General features: G+C 54.5%; 19 protein-coding genes. 9 read left to right on the top strand and 10 right to left on the bottom strand.

Annotated features, from left to right (window positions below):
* Positions 1 to 33 precede the first annotated feature (33 nt).
* Positions 34 to 1341 carry a sulfurtransferase gene (locus tag ACT9TW_RS14545; protein ID WP_446492823.1) on the top strand — a complete coding sequence of 436 codons (1308 nt, stop codon included), beginning with the start codon at positions 34 to 36 and terminating at the stop codon, positions 1339 to 1341.
* Here ACT9TW_RS14545 and ACT9TW_RS14540 read toward each other — a convergent pair.
* The gene (locus ACT9TW_RS14540) at positions 1338 to 1955 is read right to left on the bottom strand and encodes a CDP-alcohol phosphatidyltransferase family protein (RefSeq protein ID WP_446492822.1); all 618 of its coding nucleotides are present in this window, start codon (positions 1953 to 1955) and stop codon (positions 1338 to 1340) included. The genes ACT9TW_RS14545 and ACT9TW_RS14540 overlap by 4 nt on opposite strands.
* Entirely contained in the window at positions 1948 to 2517 is a 570-nt protein-coding gene (locus ACT9TW_RS14535; protein ID WP_446492821.1) for a carboxymuconolactone decarboxylase family protein, read from the bottom strand. Before ACT9TW_RS14535 ends, ACT9TW_RS14540 begins: the two co-directional genes overlap by 8 nt.
* 75 nt (positions 2518 to 2592) lie before the next feature.
* Here ACT9TW_RS14535 and ACT9TW_RS14530 point away from each other — a divergent pair, with 75 nt between their 5' ends.
* Positions 2593 to 3003: a pyrimidine (deoxy)nucleoside triphosphate diphosphatase gene (locus ACT9TW_RS14530; RefSeq protein WP_446492820.1), complete on the top strand. Its 411-nt coding sequence runs from the start codon at positions 2593 to 2595 to the stop codon at positions 3001 to 3003.
* Here the strand turns inward: ACT9TW_RS14530 and ACT9TW_RS14525 are convergent.
* Positions 2969 to 3241 (bottom strand): YnjH family protein, encoded by a 273-nt coding sequence (locus ACT9TW_RS14525; RefSeq protein ID WP_446492819.1) that lies wholly within the window; start codon positions 3239 to 3241, stop codon positions 2969 to 2971. The genes ACT9TW_RS14530 and ACT9TW_RS14525 overlap by 35 nt on opposite strands.
* Before the next feature lie 227 nt (positions 3242 to 3468).
* Here ACT9TW_RS14525 and gdhA point away from each other — a divergent pair, with 227 nt between their 5' ends.
* Positions 3469 to 4812 (top strand): NADP-specific glutamate dehydrogenase, encoded by a 1344-nt coding sequence (gdhA, locus tag ACT9TW_RS14520; protein ID WP_446492818.1) that lies wholly within the window; start codon positions 3469 to 3471, stop codon positions 4810 to 4812.
* Positions 4813 to 4883: 71 nt separating this feature from the next.
* Here gdhA and ACT9TW_RS14515 read toward each other — a convergent pair whose 3' ends face one another.
* The 3 genes from ACT9TW_RS14515 to ACT9TW_RS14505 all read right to left on the bottom strand — a co-directional run bounded on the left by ACT9TW_RS14515 (position 4884) and on the right by ACT9TW_RS14505 (position 8507).
* Positions 4884 to 6791, bottom strand: coding sequence for a DNA topoisomerase III (locus ACT9TW_RS14515; RefSeq protein WP_446492817.1), 1908 nt, complete (start codon positions 6789 to 6791; stop codon positions 4884 to 4886).
* A 4-nt stretch (positions 6792 to 6795) separates the two neighbouring features.
* Entirely contained in the window at positions 6796 to 7839 is a 1044-nt protein-coding gene (selD, locus tag ACT9TW_RS14510; protein WP_315688359.1) for a selenide, water dikinase SelD, read from the bottom strand.
* 116 nt (positions 7840 to 7955) lie between these two features.
* A complete protein-coding gene (locus tag ACT9TW_RS14505; RefSeq protein WP_446492816.1) occupies positions 7956 to 8507 on the bottom strand; it encodes an NAD(P)H nitroreductase in 552 nt (183 codons plus the stop codon).
* A gap of 167 nt (positions 8508 to 8674) precedes the next feature.
* Here ACT9TW_RS14505 and sppA point away from each other — a divergent pair, with 167 nt between their 5' ends.
* The 4 genes from sppA (at position 8675) to ACT9TW_RS14485 (ending at position 13863) form a co-directional block, all read left to right on the top strand.
* A complete protein-coding gene (sppA, locus tag ACT9TW_RS14500) occupies positions 8675 to 10531 on the top strand; it encodes a signal peptide peptidase SppA (protein ID WP_446492815.1) in 1857 nt (618 codons plus the stop codon).
* 60 nt (positions 10532 to 10591) lie between these two features.
* Complete coding sequence (gene ansA, locus ACT9TW_RS14495) at positions 10592 to 11608, top strand: asparaginase (RefSeq protein WP_182060617.1); 1017 nt, start codon at positions 10592 to 10594, stop codon at positions 11606 to 11608.
* A gap of 9 nt (positions 11609 to 11617) precedes the next feature.
* Positions 11618 to 12259 (top strand): bifunctional nicotinamidase/pyrazinamidase, encoded by a 642-nt coding sequence (gene pncA / locus ACT9TW_RS14490; RefSeq protein WP_446492814.1) that lies wholly within the window; start codon positions 11618 to 11620, stop codon positions 12257 to 12259.
* A gap of 344 nt (positions 12260 to 12603) precedes the next feature.
* The gene (locus ACT9TW_RS14485; RefSeq protein ID WP_446492813.1) at positions 12604 to 13863 is read left to right on the top strand and encodes a glycoside hydrolase family 18 protein; all 1260 of its coding nucleotides are present in this window, start codon (positions 12604 to 12606) and stop codon (positions 13861 to 13863) included.
* 56 nt (positions 13864 to 13919) lie between these two features.
* On the opposite strand, the gene ACT9TW_RS14480 is transcribed toward ACT9TW_RS14485, so the two are convergent.
* On the bottom strand, positions 13920 to 14198 hold the full coding sequence (locus ACT9TW_RS14480; RefSeq protein ID WP_217187204.1) for a YeaC family protein: 279 nt from the start codon (positions 14196 to 14198) through the stop codon (positions 13920 to 13922).
* Between the two features lie 41 nt (positions 14199 to 14239).
* Positions 14240 to 14653 carry a peptide-methionine (R)-S-oxide reductase MsrB gene (gene msrB / locus ACT9TW_RS14475; protein WP_182060613.1) on the bottom strand — a complete coding sequence of 138 codons (414 nt, stop codon included), beginning with the start codon at positions 14651 to 14653 and terminating at the stop codon, positions 14240 to 14242.
* A 340-nt stretch (positions 14654 to 14993) separates the two neighbouring features.
* Between msrB and gapA the strand changes: the two genes are divergently transcribed.
* Together gapA and ACT9TW_RS14465 are read left to right on the top strand one after the other, a co-directional pair.
* Positions 14994 to 15989, top strand: a complete 996-nt coding sequence (gapA, locus tag ACT9TW_RS14470; protein ID WP_182060612.1) for a glyceraldehyde-3-phosphate dehydrogenase — start codon at positions 14994 to 14996, stop codon at positions 15987 to 15989.
* A 75-nt stretch (positions 15990 to 16064) separates the two neighbouring features.
* Positions 16065 to 16949 (top strand): D-hexose-6-phosphate mutarotase, encoded by an 885-nt coding sequence (locus tag ACT9TW_RS14465; RefSeq protein ID WP_182060611.1) that lies wholly within the window; start codon positions 16065 to 16067, stop codon positions 16947 to 16949.
* A gap of 51 nt (positions 16950 to 17000) precedes the next feature.
* On the opposite strand, the gene ACT9TW_RS14460 is transcribed toward ACT9TW_RS14465, so the two are convergent.
* Positions 17001 to 17855: an aldo/keto reductase gene (locus tag ACT9TW_RS14460; RefSeq protein ID WP_446492812.1), complete on the bottom strand. Its 855-nt coding sequence runs from the start codon at positions 17853 to 17855 to the stop codon at positions 17001 to 17003.
* 89 nt (positions 17856 to 17944) lie between these two features.
* Positions 17945 to 18691, bottom strand: coding sequence for a MipA/OmpV family protein (locus tag ACT9TW_RS14455; protein WP_182060609.1), 747 nt, complete (start codon positions 18689 to 18691; stop codon positions 17945 to 17947).
* Positions 18692 to 19002: the final 311 nt, after the last annotated feature.

Genomic DNA, 19002 nt, shown 5'->3' with positions numbered 1-19002 from the left:
TGAGCCCCTCTTTTACTGACGTCAGGCTTTTCGATGAAACGTGTTTCTCAACTGACTGCGCTGGCCCTGCTTTGCGGCCTCGCTTCAATGTCCTCTCTGGCGGCTGAGATGCCCCATTCCTTTACACTGGAACAGATCCAGCAACAGCATGGCGCGGTGATTGATACGCGCGCCAGTTCCTTCTACAACGGCTGGCCGCAAACCCTGACCGGCACATCCGGGCATGAACCTGCGGCGCTCAACCTCTCTGCCTCCTGGCTTAGCGCGATGAGTGACGAGCAGCTTGCAAGCTGGGCGAAACAGCACCAGCTCACGTCTGAAACGGCTATTGCACTGTACGGCAGCGATGCCGATAACCTGGCAATAAAAGCACGCCTGAATAAAGCCGGGTATAGCCGTATCTCACTGTTAAGCGATGCGCTGCAAACCGCTGACCGCCTGCAACGTTTACCGCATTTTGAGCAGTTGGTTTATCCGCAGTGGTTACATCAGTTGCAGCAGAAAAAACCGGTTGTTGCCGCCCCGGCGGGAGACTGGAAAGTGCTTGAAGCAGGCTGGGGAGCACCGAAATATTACCTGCTGAGTCATATTCCAGGTGCCGGCTACCTTGATACCAATGAGGTTGAAAGCGAGCCGCTGTGGAATAAAGTTTCTGATGATAAACTCAAAGCGATGCTGGCCAAACACGGGATCCGCCACGACACCACAGTGATCCTCTATGGTCGTGACGTCTATGCCGCCGCGCGCGTCGCGCAGATCATGCTCTACGCGGGGGTGAAAGATGTGCGCATTCTGGATGGTGGCTGGAAAACCTGGTCAGACGCCGGACTGCCTGTTGAACGGGGTACGTCAGCCGACGTGAAACCCGCCCCCGACTTTGGTGCACCGGTACCCGGCCAGCCGCAGTTGATGGTCGATATGGAACAAGCCCGCGGAATGTTGCATCGTCAGGATGCTTCGCTGGTCAGTATCCGTTCCTGGCCTGAGTTCACCGGCGTCACCAGCGGTTACAGCTATATTAAGCCAAAAGGTGAAATCGCCGGTGCGCGCTGGGGCCATGCCGGGAGCGATGCAACACACATGGAAGACTTCCATAACCCGGACGGCACCATGCGCAGTGCCGACGATATTACCGCCATGTGGAAAACGTGGAATATCCAGCCAGAACAGCATGTTGCATTCTATTGTGGTACCGGCTGGCGCGCGTCAGAGGCCTTTATGTACGCGCGGGCGATGGGCTGGAAAAACGTCTCCGTTTACGATGGCGGCTGGTACGAATGGAGCAGCCATCCGCAAAACCCGGTTTCCACCGGAGAGCGCGGGCCGGAAAGTTCTCGCTAACGGGTGAGCGATTTTAACGTTACATAACCGCTCCAGATGCGCGTTGTGGTGGTAAGCCAGCACAACGCGCCAAATACCCAGGCGAAGAGTGAAAAGTGCGCCGGAAACAGACAGCAAAGCACGAACAGCGCGATAGTCTCCGTCCCTTCCGTTAAGCCACCAATGTAGTAAAACGATTTGTGCGCATAGCCGGGGTTATCAATATTGTGTTTTGCTGCAAGCGCCGCAAACGCCAGAAAACTGCTGCCCGTCCCCATAAAAGCAAACAACAGCCAGGCCGCAGCCAGCGCATTATCCGCAGGTGCCGCCAGCGCAAAGCCAAACGGCACCAGCGCGTAGAAAAGAAAATCGAGTGCAATATCCAGAAACCCGCCTGCGTCACTCAACCCGCGACGTCGTGCCAGCGCACCGTCAAGCCCGTCCAGCATGCGATTGAGTACAATCGCGACCAGCGCCGCAAAATAGCTGTTCAGCGCCAGAAAAGGTAGCGCCAGCACCCCAATGACAAACCCCGCCAGCGTTAACCCGTCCGGGGAGATAAATGGCCTGTCGAGCAGCGCCGCAAGCTGGTTCAGCATCGGTTTCACGCGCGGATGCAGATGTCGGTCAAGCATCAGGTTTCCCTTTGAACGTGGCGCAAAGCCCCTGCGCCGGGATATCCAGCGCGGCATTAAAGCGCGCGGATAAGTTCTGAAATGCAATCAGCGCCGTCATCTCAGCGATCGCCTCATCGGTATAGTGGCACTTGAGCTGCGTTTTTATGGCCGCATCCACCTGCGGCGGCGTGGCGGTTACCGCTTCGGCATAGGCCAGCGCCACGCGCTCCTCTTCACTGAAAATGTCGGCATCGTGCCAGTTGCTCACCGCCTGCACTTTATCCATCGCACCGCAGCGCTCGGCCAGACGCAGGCTATTGGCATCAATGCAGAAATCACAGTGGCAAATCTGAGAGACTCGCGTCATCAACAGGGAACGCAGCACAGGGCTCAGGCGCGCGTCACGACGCTCCAGAAAACCCACAAACAGGGCCACCAGCCAGAACAGGCGCGGCATTCGTCCCCACCAGCGGGTGGGATTAAGCACCGCGCCGTAGTGTTTTTTCTGCATCGCTGCGATCGGTTTTAAACTGACGGGAAGATTTTTTAAGGGGGCTACCCAGGCGGGCGTCTCTTTCACCTGACTCTCCTGATGGCTGGACTCTTTGAAAGGGCACGATAATATGTCGTTTTTCGTTATCAATTATTGACGACCATGCTGAAAACCATCGATGTAGTGGCTGCCATTCTTGAAAAAGAGGGCAAAATTTTGCTGGCACAGCGCCCGCCCCATGCCGATCAGCCCGGTATGTGGGAATTCGCCGGCGGGAAAGTGGAAGCCGGAGAAACGCAGCCCGAGGCGCTTGTCCGCGAATTACGCGAAGAGTTAGGCATTAACGCCGGGCCTGCACGTTATGTGGCAAGCCATCAGCGAGAAGTCTCCGGGCGGCTTATCCATCTTCATGCCTGGCATGTCCCCACATTCAGTGGCGAGCTGACGGCGCATTACCACAGCGCGCTGGTGTGGTGTACGCCGCAGGAGGCGCTAACTTATGCCCTGGCGCCTGCGGATATCCCGCTGCTTAACGCGTTTATCCTTTTACACGACGCCAGACCAACGGATTAGTGCTGACAGCCCGTTCATCACGCTGACACTGCAGCAGCACACCGTCGGCTTTCACCACGGCCCCTTCTGAATAGTTCTGATCCTGATAGATACAACACTGGTTGCAGGGCTGCGTACTTTGACCGCTGGAGCTAAATACCTCCGGCGGGACATTCACTTGCACATCCGGGCGAATACGGTCGGCCTGCGCGCTTGCGGATAAAAGGGCAAACAAAGCAGTCATCACATAACGGTTCATAGAAGTCTCTTCCTGTTGTCTCCTGATAATGACTATAACGGTAAACCCGGCAGAACCTTTAATTTCTCTCATCATCGTTTTTTGTTATGACCCGGGCGCAATGATGAATTTCCTTTTAGGGGGAAATTTCTGCTTGCCTCACAAAGCGGTACGGGTGATATAGTCAAAAAAACGTCATAAAACGTCTACGCAACACACATAAAATACAATAAGAGGTTCTTATATCTATGGATCAGACACGCTCTCTGGAAACCTTTCTTACCCACGTTCAACAACGCGACCCGCACCAGAGCGAGTTTGCTCAGGCCGTTCGTGAAGTCATGACCACCTTGTGGCCATTCCTTGAAGAAAACCCGCGTTATCGTCAAATGTCTCTGCTTGAACGTCTGGTCGAACCGGAGCGTGTGATTCAGTTCCGCGTGACCTGGGTTGACGATCGCAATCAAGTGCAGGTTAACCGCGCGTGGCGCGTGCAGTTTAACTCGGCAATTGGTCCGTTTAAGGGCGGGATGCGTTTCCATCCGTCCGTTAACTTATCCATTCTGAAATTCCTCGGCTTCGAACAGACCTTTAAAAACGCCCTGACCACGCTGCCTATGGGTGGTGGTAAAGGCGGCAGTGATTTTGATCCTAAAGGCAAAAGCGAAGGTGAAGTGATGCGTTTTTGCCAGGCATTAATCACTGAGCTGTATCGTCATCTGGGCCCGGACACCGATGTCCCGGCAGGTGATATCGGCGTGGGTGGCCGTGAAGTGGGCTTTATGGCCGGGATGATGAAAAAACTCTCCAATAACAGCGCCTGCGTGTTTACCGGTAAAGGCCTCTCCTTCGGCGGCAGCCTGATCCGCCCGGAGGCCACAGGTTACGGTCTGGTCTATTTCACCGAAGCCATGCTGAAACGCCATGGTCTGGGCTTTGAAGGGATGCGTGTCGCGGTGTCGGGCTCCGGTAACGTGGCGCAGTACGCTATCGAAAAAGCGATGCAGTTTGGCGCACGGGTTGTGACTGCCTCAGATTCCAGCGGGACCGTCGTCGACGAAGCAGGCTTTACGGCTGAAAAACTGGCGCGTCTTTGCGAAATCAAAGCCATCCGCGACGGTCGCGTAGCGGATTATGCCCGCGAGTTTGGCCTGACCTACCTCGAAGGCAAGCAACCCTGGGCTGTGCCGGTGGATATCGCGCTGCCGTGTGCGACCCAGAATGAACTGGACGTAGACGCCGCGCGCACCCTTATCGCCAACGGTGTGAAAGCCGTTGCCGAGGGTGCGAACATGCCAACCACCATTGCCGCAACCGATCTGTTCCTGGAAGCTGGCGTCCTGTTTGCGCCTGGCAAAGCAGCGAATGCAGGCGGGGTGGCAACCTCTGGTCTGGAGATGGCGCAAAACGCCGCACGTCTGGGCTGGAAAGCGGAAAAAGTGGATGCACGTCTGCACCACATCATGCTGGATATTCACCACTCCTGCGTGGAGTTTGGTGGCGAAGCATCACAAACCAACTACGTGCGTGGCGCGAATATCGCCGGGTTCGTGAAGGTGGCGGATGCGATGATTGGGCAAGGTGTGATCTAAAGTTACGATCGTGCGGCCGGGTGCCCTCACCCCGGCCCTCTCCCTGTGGGAGAGGGAGAAAACCGGAGGTATCAGGCTGCGCTCTTTTTCTTTTTGAACGGCTTCTTCGCACCGCCGCCCGGTGCAACCATTCCTCTGAACGTCTTCACCGGCGTACTGCGCGCCTGATCTATCAGCTGATAAAGCGTCCCCACCAGCGGCTGCATAAAGTCCTGGTAACGACACTGCTTCTCGCTGATTTGCGTCAGGATGGATTCCCAGTGCGCCGTCATGTCCGGCCTTGCTGCAAGCTCAGGCAGCGAGTGGATCAGCGCCCGTCCAGGTTCCGTCGAATGGATATAACGCCCTTTCTTCTCCAGGAAACCACGCTTAAACAGCAGTTCGATGATCCCTGCGCGGGTCGCTTCCGTACCCAGTCCGTCGGTTGCGCGGAGGATCTTCTTCAGGTCTTTATCCTGCACAAACCGGGCGATCCCCGTCATGGCTGACAGTAGCGTTGCATCGGTGAAATGGCGTGGCGGCTGAGTCTGACGTTCAATTACCTCGCCCTTTTCACACAGCAGTTCGTCATCTTTAGCCACAACCGGCAGCGGCGTGCCGTCGTTCTCTTCATCGCGCTCTTTATTGCCAAGCAGTGTGCGCCAGCCCGCTTCCGCCAGGAAACGGGCTTTGGCGACGAACTTGCCTTTGGCAATCTCCAGCTCGATGACGCATTTGCGGAACACCGCATCCGGGCAGAACTGCATCAGATACTGACGGGCAATCAGGTTGTATACCTTAGATTCGTTTTCCGTCAGGTTCACATTGCTGGTGCGTGCCGTGGGGATGATGGCGTGGTGAGCATCCACCTTTTTATCGTCCCAGCAGCGGTTACGCGTGTCCGGGTTGACGGCGGGCTGCGGTAACAGATCCGGCGCGTGGACGCCGATCGCGTTCATCACCAAATGGCGCCCGGCATAATGTTCTTCCGGCAGATAGCGGCTATCCGAACGCGGATAAGTGATCAGCTTATGGGTTTCGTAAAGCTTCTGGCAGATATCGAGCACGTTTTGCGCGCTCAGACCAAAGCGTTTAGCGGCTTCAATCTGCAACGCCGAAAGCGAGAACGGCAGCGGCGCAGGTTCTGATTCCCGTTTATCGTTATAGCTGGTGACGATAGCGGGCTGCCCGGTAATGCGGTTGACCACGTGCTCCGCCAGCGGGCGATGCAAAAGGCGGCCTTCTTCATCCTGATACGACTCACAGGCATCGCTTGGCTGCCAGGTTGCCGTAAAACGTTCCTCTTTTGGCGTCACGATGTGCGCTTTGACCTCAAAGAAGTCTTTGGCGACAAAGTTTTCGATCTCTTCATCGCGACGCACCACCAGCCCCAGCACCGGGGTCTGCACGCGTCCGACCGAAAGCACGCCCTGATACCCGGCGTTACGCCCCAGAATGGTATAGGCGCGGGTCATGTTGATCCCGTACAGCCAGTCGGCACGGGCGCGCGCCAGTGCGGAAACGCACAGCGGGATAAACTCACTGTTGGCGCGCAGACGCGAAATCGCGCGCTCCACGGCCTGCGGGTTGAGGTCGTTAATCAGGCAGCGCTGTACCTGCTGACGCTTTGCCGGAGCCAGCTCCAGGTAATCCAGCACCTCGTCCACCAGCAGTTGCCCTTCTCTGTCCGGGTCACCCGCGTGGATAACTTCAGAGGCCTCATGCAGGAATCGCTTAATGACATTGAGCTGTTTGGTGACGGACGGACGTGGTTGCAGACGCCATTTTTCCGGCACGATAGGCAGGTCGTTCAGATTCCAGCGGGCGTAGCGGCTGTCGTAGACATCCGGCTGCGCCTGCTCGAGCAGGTGACCAATACACCAGGTGACCACCTGCCCGTTACCGCACTCGATAAAACCATCGCCCTTGCGGTGCGGCTTAGGCAACACATCGGCGATGGCACGGGCCAGGCTCGGCTTTTCGGCAATAAACAACCGCATCGAATTAACGGATCTCGATCATCGGGCGGCCACCGCGGGCGTCCACCAGTTCGCCGATGGCCGTCAGAGTGATACCAAACTCCGCGGCCGTTGCCTGTACTTCTGCTTCTGCATCCGGCGTTACCGCCAGCAGCAGGCCGCCAGAGGTTTGTGGATCGCACAGCAGATCGCGCCACGCTTCTGGCATGTCGCCCATCAGATGCCCATAGCTGGCAAAGTTACGCTGAGTGCCGCCTGGCACCGCGCCCTGGGCAATGTAGTCTTCCACGCCCGGTAGCTTCGGCACGTCCTGATACCAGACCTTCGCCTGCACGCCCGCGCCCTGGCACACTTCGCTCAGATGGCCAAGCAGACCAAAGCCGGTAACGTCGGTCATCGCCTTCACACCATCGATATTGGCAAACGCCGCACCGGCGAGGTTCATCTGGCACATCACTTCCGTTGCCAGACCAACGTGTTCTGGTTTAAGCAGGGATTTTTTCTCGGCGGTAGTGAGCACGCCAATGCCCAGTGGCTTGGTGAGGAACAGTTTGCAGCCTGCCTGCGCCGTACTGTTGCGTTTAACGCGCTCGGTTGGTACCACGCCCGTTACGGCCAGGCCGAAGATAGGCTCCGGGGCATCGATAGAGTGACCACCAGCCAGCGCAATTCCCGCTTGCTGACAGGCAAAGCGACCGCCTTCAATCACTTCTCGGGCGATTTCCGGGGCCAGGGTGTTAATTGGCCAGCCCAGAATGGCAATCGCCATAATCGGCTTACCGCCCATCGCGAAGATATCACTGATGGCGTTGGTGGCCGCAATACGTCCGAAGTCGAACGGATTGTCGACAATCGGCATAAAGAAGTCAGTGGTGCTGATAATGCTGGTGCCGTTACCTAAGTCATAAACCGCTGCATCGTCACGCGTTTCATTACCGACAAGCAGGTTCGGGTCGACAAACTTCGCCTGTTCACTGTGCAGGATGGTTTCCAGCACTTTTGGGGAAATTTTACAACCGCAACCGGCTCCGTGGCTGTATTGCGTTAAACGAATGGTTTGCTCGCTCATGGACATCTCCTGTCATTGCAATCGCGCTATGGTAGCGCTCATTCCATAAAGAGGTAAGTATGACTGTCTGAATTCTGCGGCAGATGCTCAGAATCCAGACAGTTTAGCGCGCGTTATCAGAAACGGCTGACGAATGGCGTAGTGTCCGGCACATTTATCGTGCTGGATGCTTTAAGCTGTGGGGTACCGAGATAGAGGAAGCCAACAATTTTGTCGTGCTCGCCGCAGGACAAACCTTCACGGACGACCGGGCTTTCGGTGAGTGCGCCAGTACGCCAGATGCCGTTAAAGCCCTGTGCGACAGCGGCCATTTGCATCGCCATTACGGCACAGCCCGCAGACATTTCCTGTTCCCAGACCGGCACTTTATGCTCAGCCTGACATTTTGCGACCACCGCGATTACCATCGGCGCACGGAACGGGCCGGTACGGGCTTTCTCGATACCCTTCTCGTCCAGACCCGCGGCTACCGCACCCTGCTCCAGCAACGCGCTGAAGCGATCGCGGCCTTCGCGTTCAATAATAAAGAAGTGCCACGGCTGTAATGTGCCATGATCTGGTGCGCGCATTCCGGCACGCAGAATGTTTTCCAGCTGCTCGCCCGCTGGTGCCGGTTCGGCCAGGCGCGAAGCACTACGACGGTTAACAAGCAGTTCAAGTGCGTCCATTGGTTAACTCCTGTCTTGAATTTTCCTAACAAAATTAACACGGCGGCAGATTTTGTTACAGCGTGGCGGGCGATTCCTGCTGACAAGTGGCGGTCGGGTCATTACGATAACCCCACATTGCCGTCCACTGGCGACGGATACAGTCATTTTCTGGTTAGGGAGTATACATGCGAACCCTTTGGCGAATCTTTGCCGGTTTCTTTAAATGGACGTGGCGACTGCTCAACTTTGTCCGCGAACTGGTGATGAATGTGTTTTTCATCTTCCTGATCCTGGTTTGCGCAGGCATCTGGATGCACATCAGCAGTACAAGCCAGGCGCAGCATTCCACGCGCGGGGCATTGTTGCTGGATATCACCGGGGTCGTCGTCGATAAACCCTCCACCAGCAATCGTCTGGGCGTGATTGGCCGCCAGCTGTTTGGCGCGACATCCGATCGCCTACAGGAAAACTCCCTGTTTGATATCGTTGAAACCATCCGCCAGGCAAAAGACGATCGCAACATCACCGGGATCGTGCTTGATCTGAAAGATTTTGCCGGTGGCGACCAGCCCTCCATGCAATACATTGGTAAAGCCCTGCGCGAATTCCGCGACAGCGGCAAGCCGGTTATTGCCGTGGGCGACAGCTATTCCCAGGGTCAATACTACCTGGCGAGCTTTGCCAATAAAATCTGGCTCTCCCCGCAGGGCACGGTGGATTTGCACGGCTTTGCAACCAATGGGTTGTACTACAAGTCGCTGCTCGACAAGCTGAAAGTCACCACCCACGTCTTCCGCGTGGGCACGTATAAATCCGCCGTTGAGCCATTTATCCGTGACGATATGTCCCCGGCTGCCCGGGAAGCTGACAGCCGCTGGATTGGCGAGCTGTGGCAAAACTATCTGGGCACGATCGCGGCCAATCGCCAGATTACGGCTGAACAGGTGTTCCCTGGCGCTCAGGGGATGCTCGACGGCCTGCGCAAGGTTGACGGCGACACCGCCAAATATGCGCTTGAGAACAAGCTGGTTGATTCGCTGGGTAGCAGTGCAGATATCGAAAAAGCCCTGACCAAACAGTTCGGCTGGAGCAAAGAGGACAAAAACTACAGCGCTATTAGCATGTATGACTACACGACGAAAAAACCGAGTGAAATCGGTGATAGCGTGGCGGTGGTCTTTGCTAACGGGGCGATCATGGACGGTCAGGAAACGCCGGGGAACGTAGGCGGTGATACCACGGCTTCGCAGATCCGCGATGCGCGTCTTGATCCGAAAGTGAAAGCCATTGTTCTGCGCGTCAACAGCCCTGGCGGCAGCGTCAGCGCATCGGAAGTGATCCGCGCTGAACTGGTTGCGGCACGTGCTGCGGGCAAACCTGTGGTTGTCTCGATGGGCGGTATGGCGGCCTCCGGTGGTTACTGGATCTCAACGCCGGCTAACTACATCGTTGCCAACCCAAGCACGTTGACGGGCTCAATTGGTATTTTCGGGGTCATCAACACGGTGGAGAACAGCCTTGATTATCTGGGTGTTCATACCGATGGTGTATCAACATCACCGCTGGCGGATGTGTCCGTGACCAAATCCCTGCCGCCGGAAGTGTCAGAGATGATGCAGCTCAGCATCGAAAGCGGCTATAAGCGCTTTATCACTCTGGTTGCCGACTCGCGTAAGAAGACGCCAGAGCAAATTGACCAGATTGCTCAGGGCCACGTCTGGACCGGACAAGATGCCAAAAACAACGGTCTGGTGGACAGCCTGGGTGATTTTGATGACGCCGTCGCGAAAGCAGCTGAACTGGCAAAACTCAAGCAATGGCATGTTGAGTATTACCAGGACGAGCCATCGTTCCTCGATTTGGTGATGAATAGTATGTCTGGCTCCGTGCGCGCCATGCTGCCAGAAGCCATTCAGGCATACTTACCTGCGCCCGTCGCCACCGCAGCTAAAGCGATGAAAGCCGAGGGCGATAAGCTTGCCGCCTTTAACGATCCACAAAGCCGTTACGCATTTTGCCTGACCTGCGCTAACGTCCGTTAAAACCTGTCCCCTCTTCTCATGAAGAGGGGATTTTTCTTTGAAGCAAAAGAACTCACTATCATGCAGAAGAAATCAATTTATGTAGCCTACACCGGCGGTACCATCGGGATGCAGCGCTCTGAAAATGGCTATATCCCTGTGTCCGGTCACCTGCAACGTCAGCTGGCATTAATGCCAGAATTCCATCGCCCTGAAATGCCTGACTTCACGATCCACGAGTATGAGCCGCTGATGGACTCCTCCGATATGACGCCGGAAGACTGGCAGCATATTGCAGACGATATCAAAGCGCATTACGACGAATACGATGGCTTTGTGATCCTGCATGGCACCGACACCATGGCGTTTACCGCATCGGCGCTCTCCTTCATGCTGGAAAACCTGAGTAAACCGGTTATCGTGACCGGCTCGCAGATCCCACTGGCGGAACTGCGCTCTGACGGGCAAATCAACCTGCTTAACTCTCTGTACGTGGCGGCTAATTACCCGATCAATGAAGTGTCGCTGTTCTTCAACAACCGTCTGTACCGTGGCAACCGTACGACCAAAGCCCACGCGGATGGCTTTGATGCTTTTGCTTCACCAAACCTGCAACCGCTGCTGGAAGCAGGTATCCATATTCGTCGCCTGGGAACCCCGCCTGCACCGCATACGGCGGGTGAACTGGTTGTTCACCCGATCACCCCGCAGCCGATTGGCGTGGTCACCATTTATCCGGGGATTTCTGCGGATGTGGTGCGTAACTTCCTGCGCCAGCCCGTTAAAGCGCTGATCCTCCGTTCCTACGGTGTGGGCAATGCCCCGCAGAACGGTGAGTTCCTGAAAGAACTACAGGAAGCGAGCGAGCGCGGGATTGTGGTGGTTAACCTGACCCAGTGTATGTCCGGTAAGGTCAATATGGGTGGTTATGCCACCGGTAACGCCCTGGCTCATGCCGGTGTTATCAGCGGTGCCGACATGACCGTCGAGGCCACGCTGACTAAACTTCACTATTTACTGAGTCAGGATCTGGATGTTCAGGCCATTCGTACCGCGATGACACAAAACCTGCGCGGCGAACTGACGCCAGACGAATAAGGAGTAAGTATGGCCCTACGTGCTCTGTTACTGGTTGATCTACAAAATGATTTCTGTGCGGGCGGCGCGCTGGCCGTGGCGGAAGGCGATAGCACCATTGATGTGGCTAATTCGCTGATCGCCTGGTGTAAAACGCGTGGTGACGCCGTTGTGGCAAGCCAGGACTGGCATCCAGCCAACCACGGTAGTTTCGCCAGCCAGCATAATGTTGCGCCCTACAGCCAGGGCCAACTCGACGGGCTGGCGCAAACCTTCTGGCCCGATCACTGCGTTCAGCAGACTGAAGGCGCGGAACTGCATCCGTTACTGAATCAGAAGGCCATTGATGCTGTTTTCCACAAAGGGGAAAACCCGTCCATCGACAGCTACAGCGCGTTTTTTGATAACGGTCATCGTCAGAAAACAGCGCTGGATGAGTGGTTGCGTCATCATGACATTGCCGAACTGATTGTGCTGGGGCTGGCGACCGATTATTGCGTGAAATTTACCGTGCTGGATGCGCTGGCGCTGGGTTACACCGTTAACGTGATCACCGACGGGTGTCGCGGCGTGAACATTCAACCACATGACAGCGCGCTGGCGTTTATGGAGATGTCCACCGCCGGTGCGACGCTGTATACGCTCGAAGACTGGCTCGAGACGCAGGCGTAGTCTTTTTAGCCGGGTGGCGGCTTCGCCTTACCCGGCCTACTTTCTCTGGTTTTGTAGGCCGGGTAAGCGCAGCGCCACCCGGCAATCCCCTCTCCGATCTCCCATAAAGTGAACTCCCTCGCATCACAAGCGCAGCGGCAATGCTATTCTCTTCAGGTTGTTTTTTCGCCACGCCTTTTCCGTGGCGTGGTTATCCCCTAAATAATTCGAGTTGCAGGAAGGCGGCAAAGGAGTGAAGCCCAGGAGCTTACATAAGTAAGTGACTGGGGTGAACGAGTGCAGCCAACGCACCTGCAGCTTGAAGTATGACGGGGATACTTTTATTAGGTCAAAGAGGAACTTATATGAAACGTATGCCATTGCTGGCAGCATTACCCTTGCTTTGCGCGTCAGTTGCCTCCGCCAATACCCTGATGTCCGTGGGCTACTTTAACGGAGGTGGCGATGTTACCGCCGGCCCGGGCGGGGATATCAATAAGCTCGACGTTCGTCAGATAACACACCTGAACTACTCGTTTGGCCTGGTCTATAACGATGAGAAAGATGAAACCAACGCTGCACTCAGAGATCCGGCAAAACTTCATCAAATCTGGTTATCGCCCAAAGTGGCCTCTGATCTGGCGTTGATCCCTGTCCTGCGTAAACAGAACCCCAATCTGAAAGTGTTGCTTTCCGTCGGTGGCTGGGGGGCTCGCGGTTTTTCTGGCGCGGCGGCCACCAAAGAGACTCGCGCCGTGTTTATCCGCTCCGCGCAGGAGATTGTCGACAAATACGGCCTGGACGGGATCGATCTCGACTGGGAGTATCCTGTGAACGGCGCGTGGGGACTGGTCGCAAGCACGCCCGCCGACCGGGATAATTTCACCGCGCTGCTAAAAGAGATGCGCGAGGCCTTCGGGCATAAAAAGCTGGTTACCATTGCGGTAGGCGCTAATGCGGAAAGTCCAAAAAGCTGGGTGGATGTGAAAGCCATCGCCCCGCTGCTCGATTATATCAACCTGATGACCTACGACATGGCGTACGGCACGCAGTATTTCAACGCCAACCTGTATAACTCCAGCGCCTGGCCGACCGTTGCTGCCGCCGATAAATACAGCGTGGATTTCGTGGTAAACAACTATCTTGCAGCAGGGTTAAAACCCAAACAGATGAACCTCGGGATTGGTTTCTACGGACGCGTACCGAAACGTGCGGTTGAGCCAGGCATTGACTGGACGAAACCGGATGCGCAAAAAAATCCGGTAACGCAGCCCTACTTCGGACCTCAGGAGATAGGTTTGTTCAAGGCACTGGGTTACGACCTGACCAAAGACACCTACGTGAAGTACAACGACATCGTGAAAAAACTGCTGAACGACCCGCAGAAACGCTTTACCGAACATTGGGACGATCAGGCAAAAGTGCCGTGGCTTTCAGTAAATTCTGCCGACGGCAAAGCGCTGTTTGCCATCTCTTACGAGAACTCACGTTCAGTTGCCATCAAAGCGGACTACATCAAGGAAAAGGGGCTTGCCGGGGCGATGTTCTGGGAGTACGGCGCAGATGACGAAAACCTGCTAGCAAAACAGCTGGCGGAGTCGCTGGGGATCCCACATAAGCAGTAAGACATCAAGCCCTCTCCCCGTGGGAGAGGGTTGGGTGAGGGCATCAACCCGCACCGTTATTGCATTTTCATCGTCGCAATCGGCTTCGGCGTAATGCCGAAGTCTTCTTTTAGTTCGCGCTTGCTCTTCATCACCATCTGACCCTGGGTGTCAATGGTCATGTGCTGGGCGTCGGTGTTGTTACGTGCCTGCCACAACATCACCAGCTGCAAACTGTTCTCTTTTTGATCCGGGGTAAGGGCTACACCATCAGGCCATTTTCCCAGTTCAACTGCCGTCACCAGACGCTGATAAACTTCCGGTGTCATGCCACTTATCATGTCATCAATATTCATGATGTCTCCCTTTCAAAGGAATAATTTGCTGAATCGTTTTTTCAGCCTTTAGTCTGGTCGCCATTTTCGTCATCAGTGAAGCTTAATGACGCTGAATTGACGCAGAACCGTTCGCCCGTTGGCTGAGGGCCGTCCGGGAAAACATGCCCCAGGTGGGCATCACATTTACCACAACGAATTTCAATACGTTGCATCCCATGTGATGAGTCATCAATGTAGCGGATCGCGTCATCGCTGACCGGCTCGTAAAAGCTCGGCCAACCGCAGCCAGAATCGTATTTAGTCTGGGAGTTGAACAGTGGCGCATCGCACACCAGGCAGTGATAGACACCGTCTCGCTTATTGTGCAGCAAGCGCCCGGTAAATGGGGGCTCAGTCCCGTGATTCTGAGTCACGTAAAACTGCATTTCTGTCAGGTTATTTTTCAGTTCATCAGGGTTACGTTGGTTCGACATATGCTTACATCTCGCTGTAGAAACAGGCATCTTTACCCCAGATTCTAACAAAACATTAACACCCACGCGTGCACTTTTGTTCTAAACTTATGTGTCGCAAAAAGGTGGTCGGCCAAATGTGATCAATTTCACATTTTTATACAGGCAGGCCTTTAAAATTCCGGGCGCAGCCCCCATGTGGTTGCTAGCTCAAAGGGAAAGTGAGGCGAGTCAGTCGCACAAACGTTAGTCACAGGATTGATTTGTCGCAATGATTGACACGATTCCGCTTGACGCTGCGTAAGGTTTTTGTAATTTTACACGCAACCTTTTATTCACTAACAAATAGCTGGTGGAATATATGACTATCAAAGTAGGTATCAACGGTTTTGGCCGTATCGGCCGTATTGTTTTCCGTGCTGCTCAGAAACGTTCTGACATCGAAATCGTTGGTATCAACGATCTCCTGGACGCTGAATACATGGCGTACATGCTGAAGTACGACTCAACTCACGGTCGTTTCGACGGCACCGTTGAAGTGAAAGACGGCCACCTGGTTGTTAACGGCAAAACCATCCGCGTTACTGCTGAGAAAGACCCAGCTAACCTGAAATGGAACGAAATCGGTGTTGACGTTGTAGCTGAAGCTACCGGTATCTTCCTGACCGACGAAACCGCGCGTAAACACATCACCGCTGGTGCGAAAAAAGTTGTTCTGACTGGTCCATCCAAAGACAACACCCCAATGTTCGTACGTGGTGCTAACTTCGAAAAATATGCTGGCCAGGACATCGTTTCTAACGCATCCTGCACCACCAACTGTCTGGCTCCACTGGCTAAAGTTATCAACGACAACTTCGGTATCGTTGAAGGCCTGATGACCACCGTTCACGCAACTACCGCTACTCAGAAAACCGTTGATGGCCCGTCTCACAAAGACTGGCGCGGCGGCCGTGGCGCAGCTCAGAACATCATCCCATCTTCTACCGGTGCTGCTAAAGCTGTAGGCGTTGTACTGCCAGAGCTGAACGGTAAACTGACTGGTATGGCGTTCCGCGTTCCAACTCCTAACGTTTCCGTAGTTGACCTGACCGTTCGTCTGGAAAAAGCTGCTTCTTATGAAGAAATTAAGAAAGCAATCAAAGCTGCTTCCGAAGGCGCAATGAAAGGCGTTCTGGGTTACACCGAAGACGACGTTGTTTCTACCGATTTCAACGGCGAAATTTGCACCTCTGTGTTCGATGCTAAAGCTGGTATCGCACTGAACGACAACTTCGTTAAACTGGTATCCTGGTACGACAACGAAACCGGCTACTCTAACAAAGTACTGGACCTGATCGCTCACATCTCCAAATAAGTTGAGATGAGAAACTGATCCAAAAAGGCGACTTCGGTCGCCTTTTTTATTGCTTTAAAGACAGAGGATTGCGTAATGATTAATAAAATTTTTGCACTTCCGGTAGTCGAACAACTTACCCCTGTGCTCTCCCACCGCAAAATCGATGATGCCGATATTATCGTTGTTGATCACCCACGCGTTAAAGCGTCAGTTGCGCTCAACGGTGCTCATCTGCTCTCCTGGAAACCAGAAGGTGAAGCAGAAGGTCTGTGGCTGAGCGATATTACCTCGTTTAAAAAAGGCGCTGCGATCCGTGGTGGCGTACCGATCTGCTGGCCTTGGTTTGGCCCTGCCGCTGAACAAGGCCTGCCGGCTCACGGTTTTGCACGCAATCAGCAGTGGACGCTGAAAGCGCACAATGTAGATGACAACGGTGCGGTATTGACCTTTGAGCTGCACAGCAACGATGACACCCGCAAACTCTGGCCACACGACTTCACGCTGTATGCGCGCTTCAAATTGGGTAAAACCTGTGAAATTGAGCTGGAAGCCCACGGTGAGTTCGAAACATCTTCTGCCCTGCACACCTATTTCAACGTGGGTGACATCAGCGCAGTAAAAGTCAGCGGACTTGGCGATACCTTTATCGACAAAGTCGACAACGCGAGAGAAGGGAAACTGAGCGATGGCGTGCAGACATTCCCGGATCGTACAGACCGTGTTTATCTGCACCCGGAAGCGTGCAGCGTGATCCACGATGCAAACCTCAATCGCCGGATTGAGGTTATCCATCACCACAACAGCAACGTTGTGGGCTGGAACCCGGGCCCTGCGCTCTCTGTGAGCATGGGTGACGTGCCGGATGACGGCTATAAAACCTTTGTGTGTGTCGAAACCGCCTGCGTTTCACCTCTGCAAAAAGCCAGTGCCGAGAAGCCTTCTCGTCTGGCGCAGACCATTAGCATTGTTAAAGGCTAATGGTCTCGAGCAGCCTCTCTCCCCATTGGGGGGAGAGGAAACCCCACACCGTTAAACCATATCTAATGGCGTTTTATGAGCGGGTGCCGGGAATGCACGCTCCAGTTTGAGCAGATCCTGCGCGGTAAGCGTAATGTCTAACGCCCCTGCATTTTCTTTTACATGCTCCGCTGATGCCGCTTTCGGTATCGCAATCACGCCCTGATGGCTAATCACCCATGCCAGCAGAATTTGTGCGGCGGTGGCGTGATGGTCGCGGGCAATCTCATTAACCACCGGATGATTCATTAACCCGCTGCGTAAGCGTCCGGCCTGGGCTAACGGGCAGTAAGCCATCACCGGCATTGCCTGTTGCTGAGACCAGGGCAGTAAATCATATTCAATTCCGCGTGAAGCAAGGTGATACAGCACCTGATTAGTGGCACAGGCAGCGCCGCCCTCTTCGCGCCACAACTCCTGCATGTCGTCATAATCCAGATTCGACACGCCCCAGCGGCCAATTTTTCCCTGCCGCTGGAGTTTCTCCATCAGTGCAATCGTGTATTCCAGGCTAAATCCGCCTCGCCAGTGCAGCAGATACAGGTCGATGCGTTCGGTGCCAAGTCGTTGCAGGCTGGCTTCACATGCCGCCATCCCCTTCTGCCCTCCGGCATTCCACGGATAGACTTTAGACACCAGATACACGTTATCGCGCAGGCCTTTGATTGCTTCGCCGACAACCTCTTCAGCCCCGCCTTCAGCATACATCTCTGCGGTATCAATCAACGTGAGTCCAAGGTCGATGCCCGCTCGCAGCGCATCCGCTTCGGTTTTACGCAGGCTTGCCTTTTCGCCCATATACCAGGTGCCCTGCCCGATTGCCGGAAGGGTATGTGCATCGGAAAATGTCACCGTTTTTGCGCTCATATCACTCTCCTGTTATCTGCACCACCGTAAAGCAAACGGGGCGCAAGCGCCCCGTTATGATGCATAGATTGCACTGTGAAAATGCACAATCAGAATTTGTAGCTCACACCGACTGAGAAGATACCGGACCAGGATTTGTCGACCATCGGGCTATCTTTAACTTCATCGCTCAGGCGCACATAGCGGCCAGTGCCGAATACGCTCCAGTCGCCGAGGAAGTTATAGCTTGCGGTGAGTTCCAGGTACGGATCCCAGCCGTCATCAGCACCGTAGGTTTTCAGGCCGCTACGACGAGACTCGTTTTTGGACACGCCATAATAGTAGTCGTTGTAGTTCTCGCTGCTGTATTGCACGCCGATACCAGGCGTCAGGGTCAGCCCACCGTTGGTATAGCGGTACAGCCAGGCCAGATCCCAGATAAAGCCGTTGCTATTATCCAGCGTATCGCCTGCCAGCGCTGTACGCAGGAAACCATACTGGGTGTTATGCACGTATGAAAGCCCGGCCATCATGGAGCTTTTACGTTTGTCGAGGCGGCGCAGTTGGTTGTTATCGCTATCGCCTGGTTTGAAGTGCTTCGGATCGTAGTACGCCATGACAGAGAGTTTGTCGGCATTATCGTTCCACAAATAGTAGCCGCCGCCCAGGCCGCGGAACCAGAAGTTATCGCCTTCATAGGTCACAACCGGAACCGGATAAATCTCGCGGTCATACTGTTTGTATGGGCTGTTAATCACGCCTACGCCAGCACCAACAGTCCACTGATCCTCTGCCTGTGCGGCGCTAACTGAAGTGGCGGCAAGTACGCCTAATGCCAGAAGTTTGAGTTTGGTCACAATCCATTCTTTCCTGTAGTCAAATAATCAGCGGGTGAAGTGTAACCGCCCTTCCCCTACAACCCAAAGTTTTTTGCCTGCTAATGAGTTTGATAAACCCGGTATTTTCCATTTTTCAAATGACCGCCCGCTTTCATTTATGTGACGACAAGATGAAAAGCGCAAAAATGCCTTATAACAAAGGCGGAAATTTTTGGATGAGTTATTGATATGTCATTGAAATTAGATTTTCCCAACATGCAAGTTTTGCAAATGCCATCTACGCTTTAATTTAAGAGGAGAAATTCCTGAGCGCCCTGTGATCCCTGGCG

Source organism: Enterobacter sp. C4G1 (genome assembly GCF_052886895.1).
This window is presented reverse-complemented; position numbering and strand designations above follow the sequence as displayed.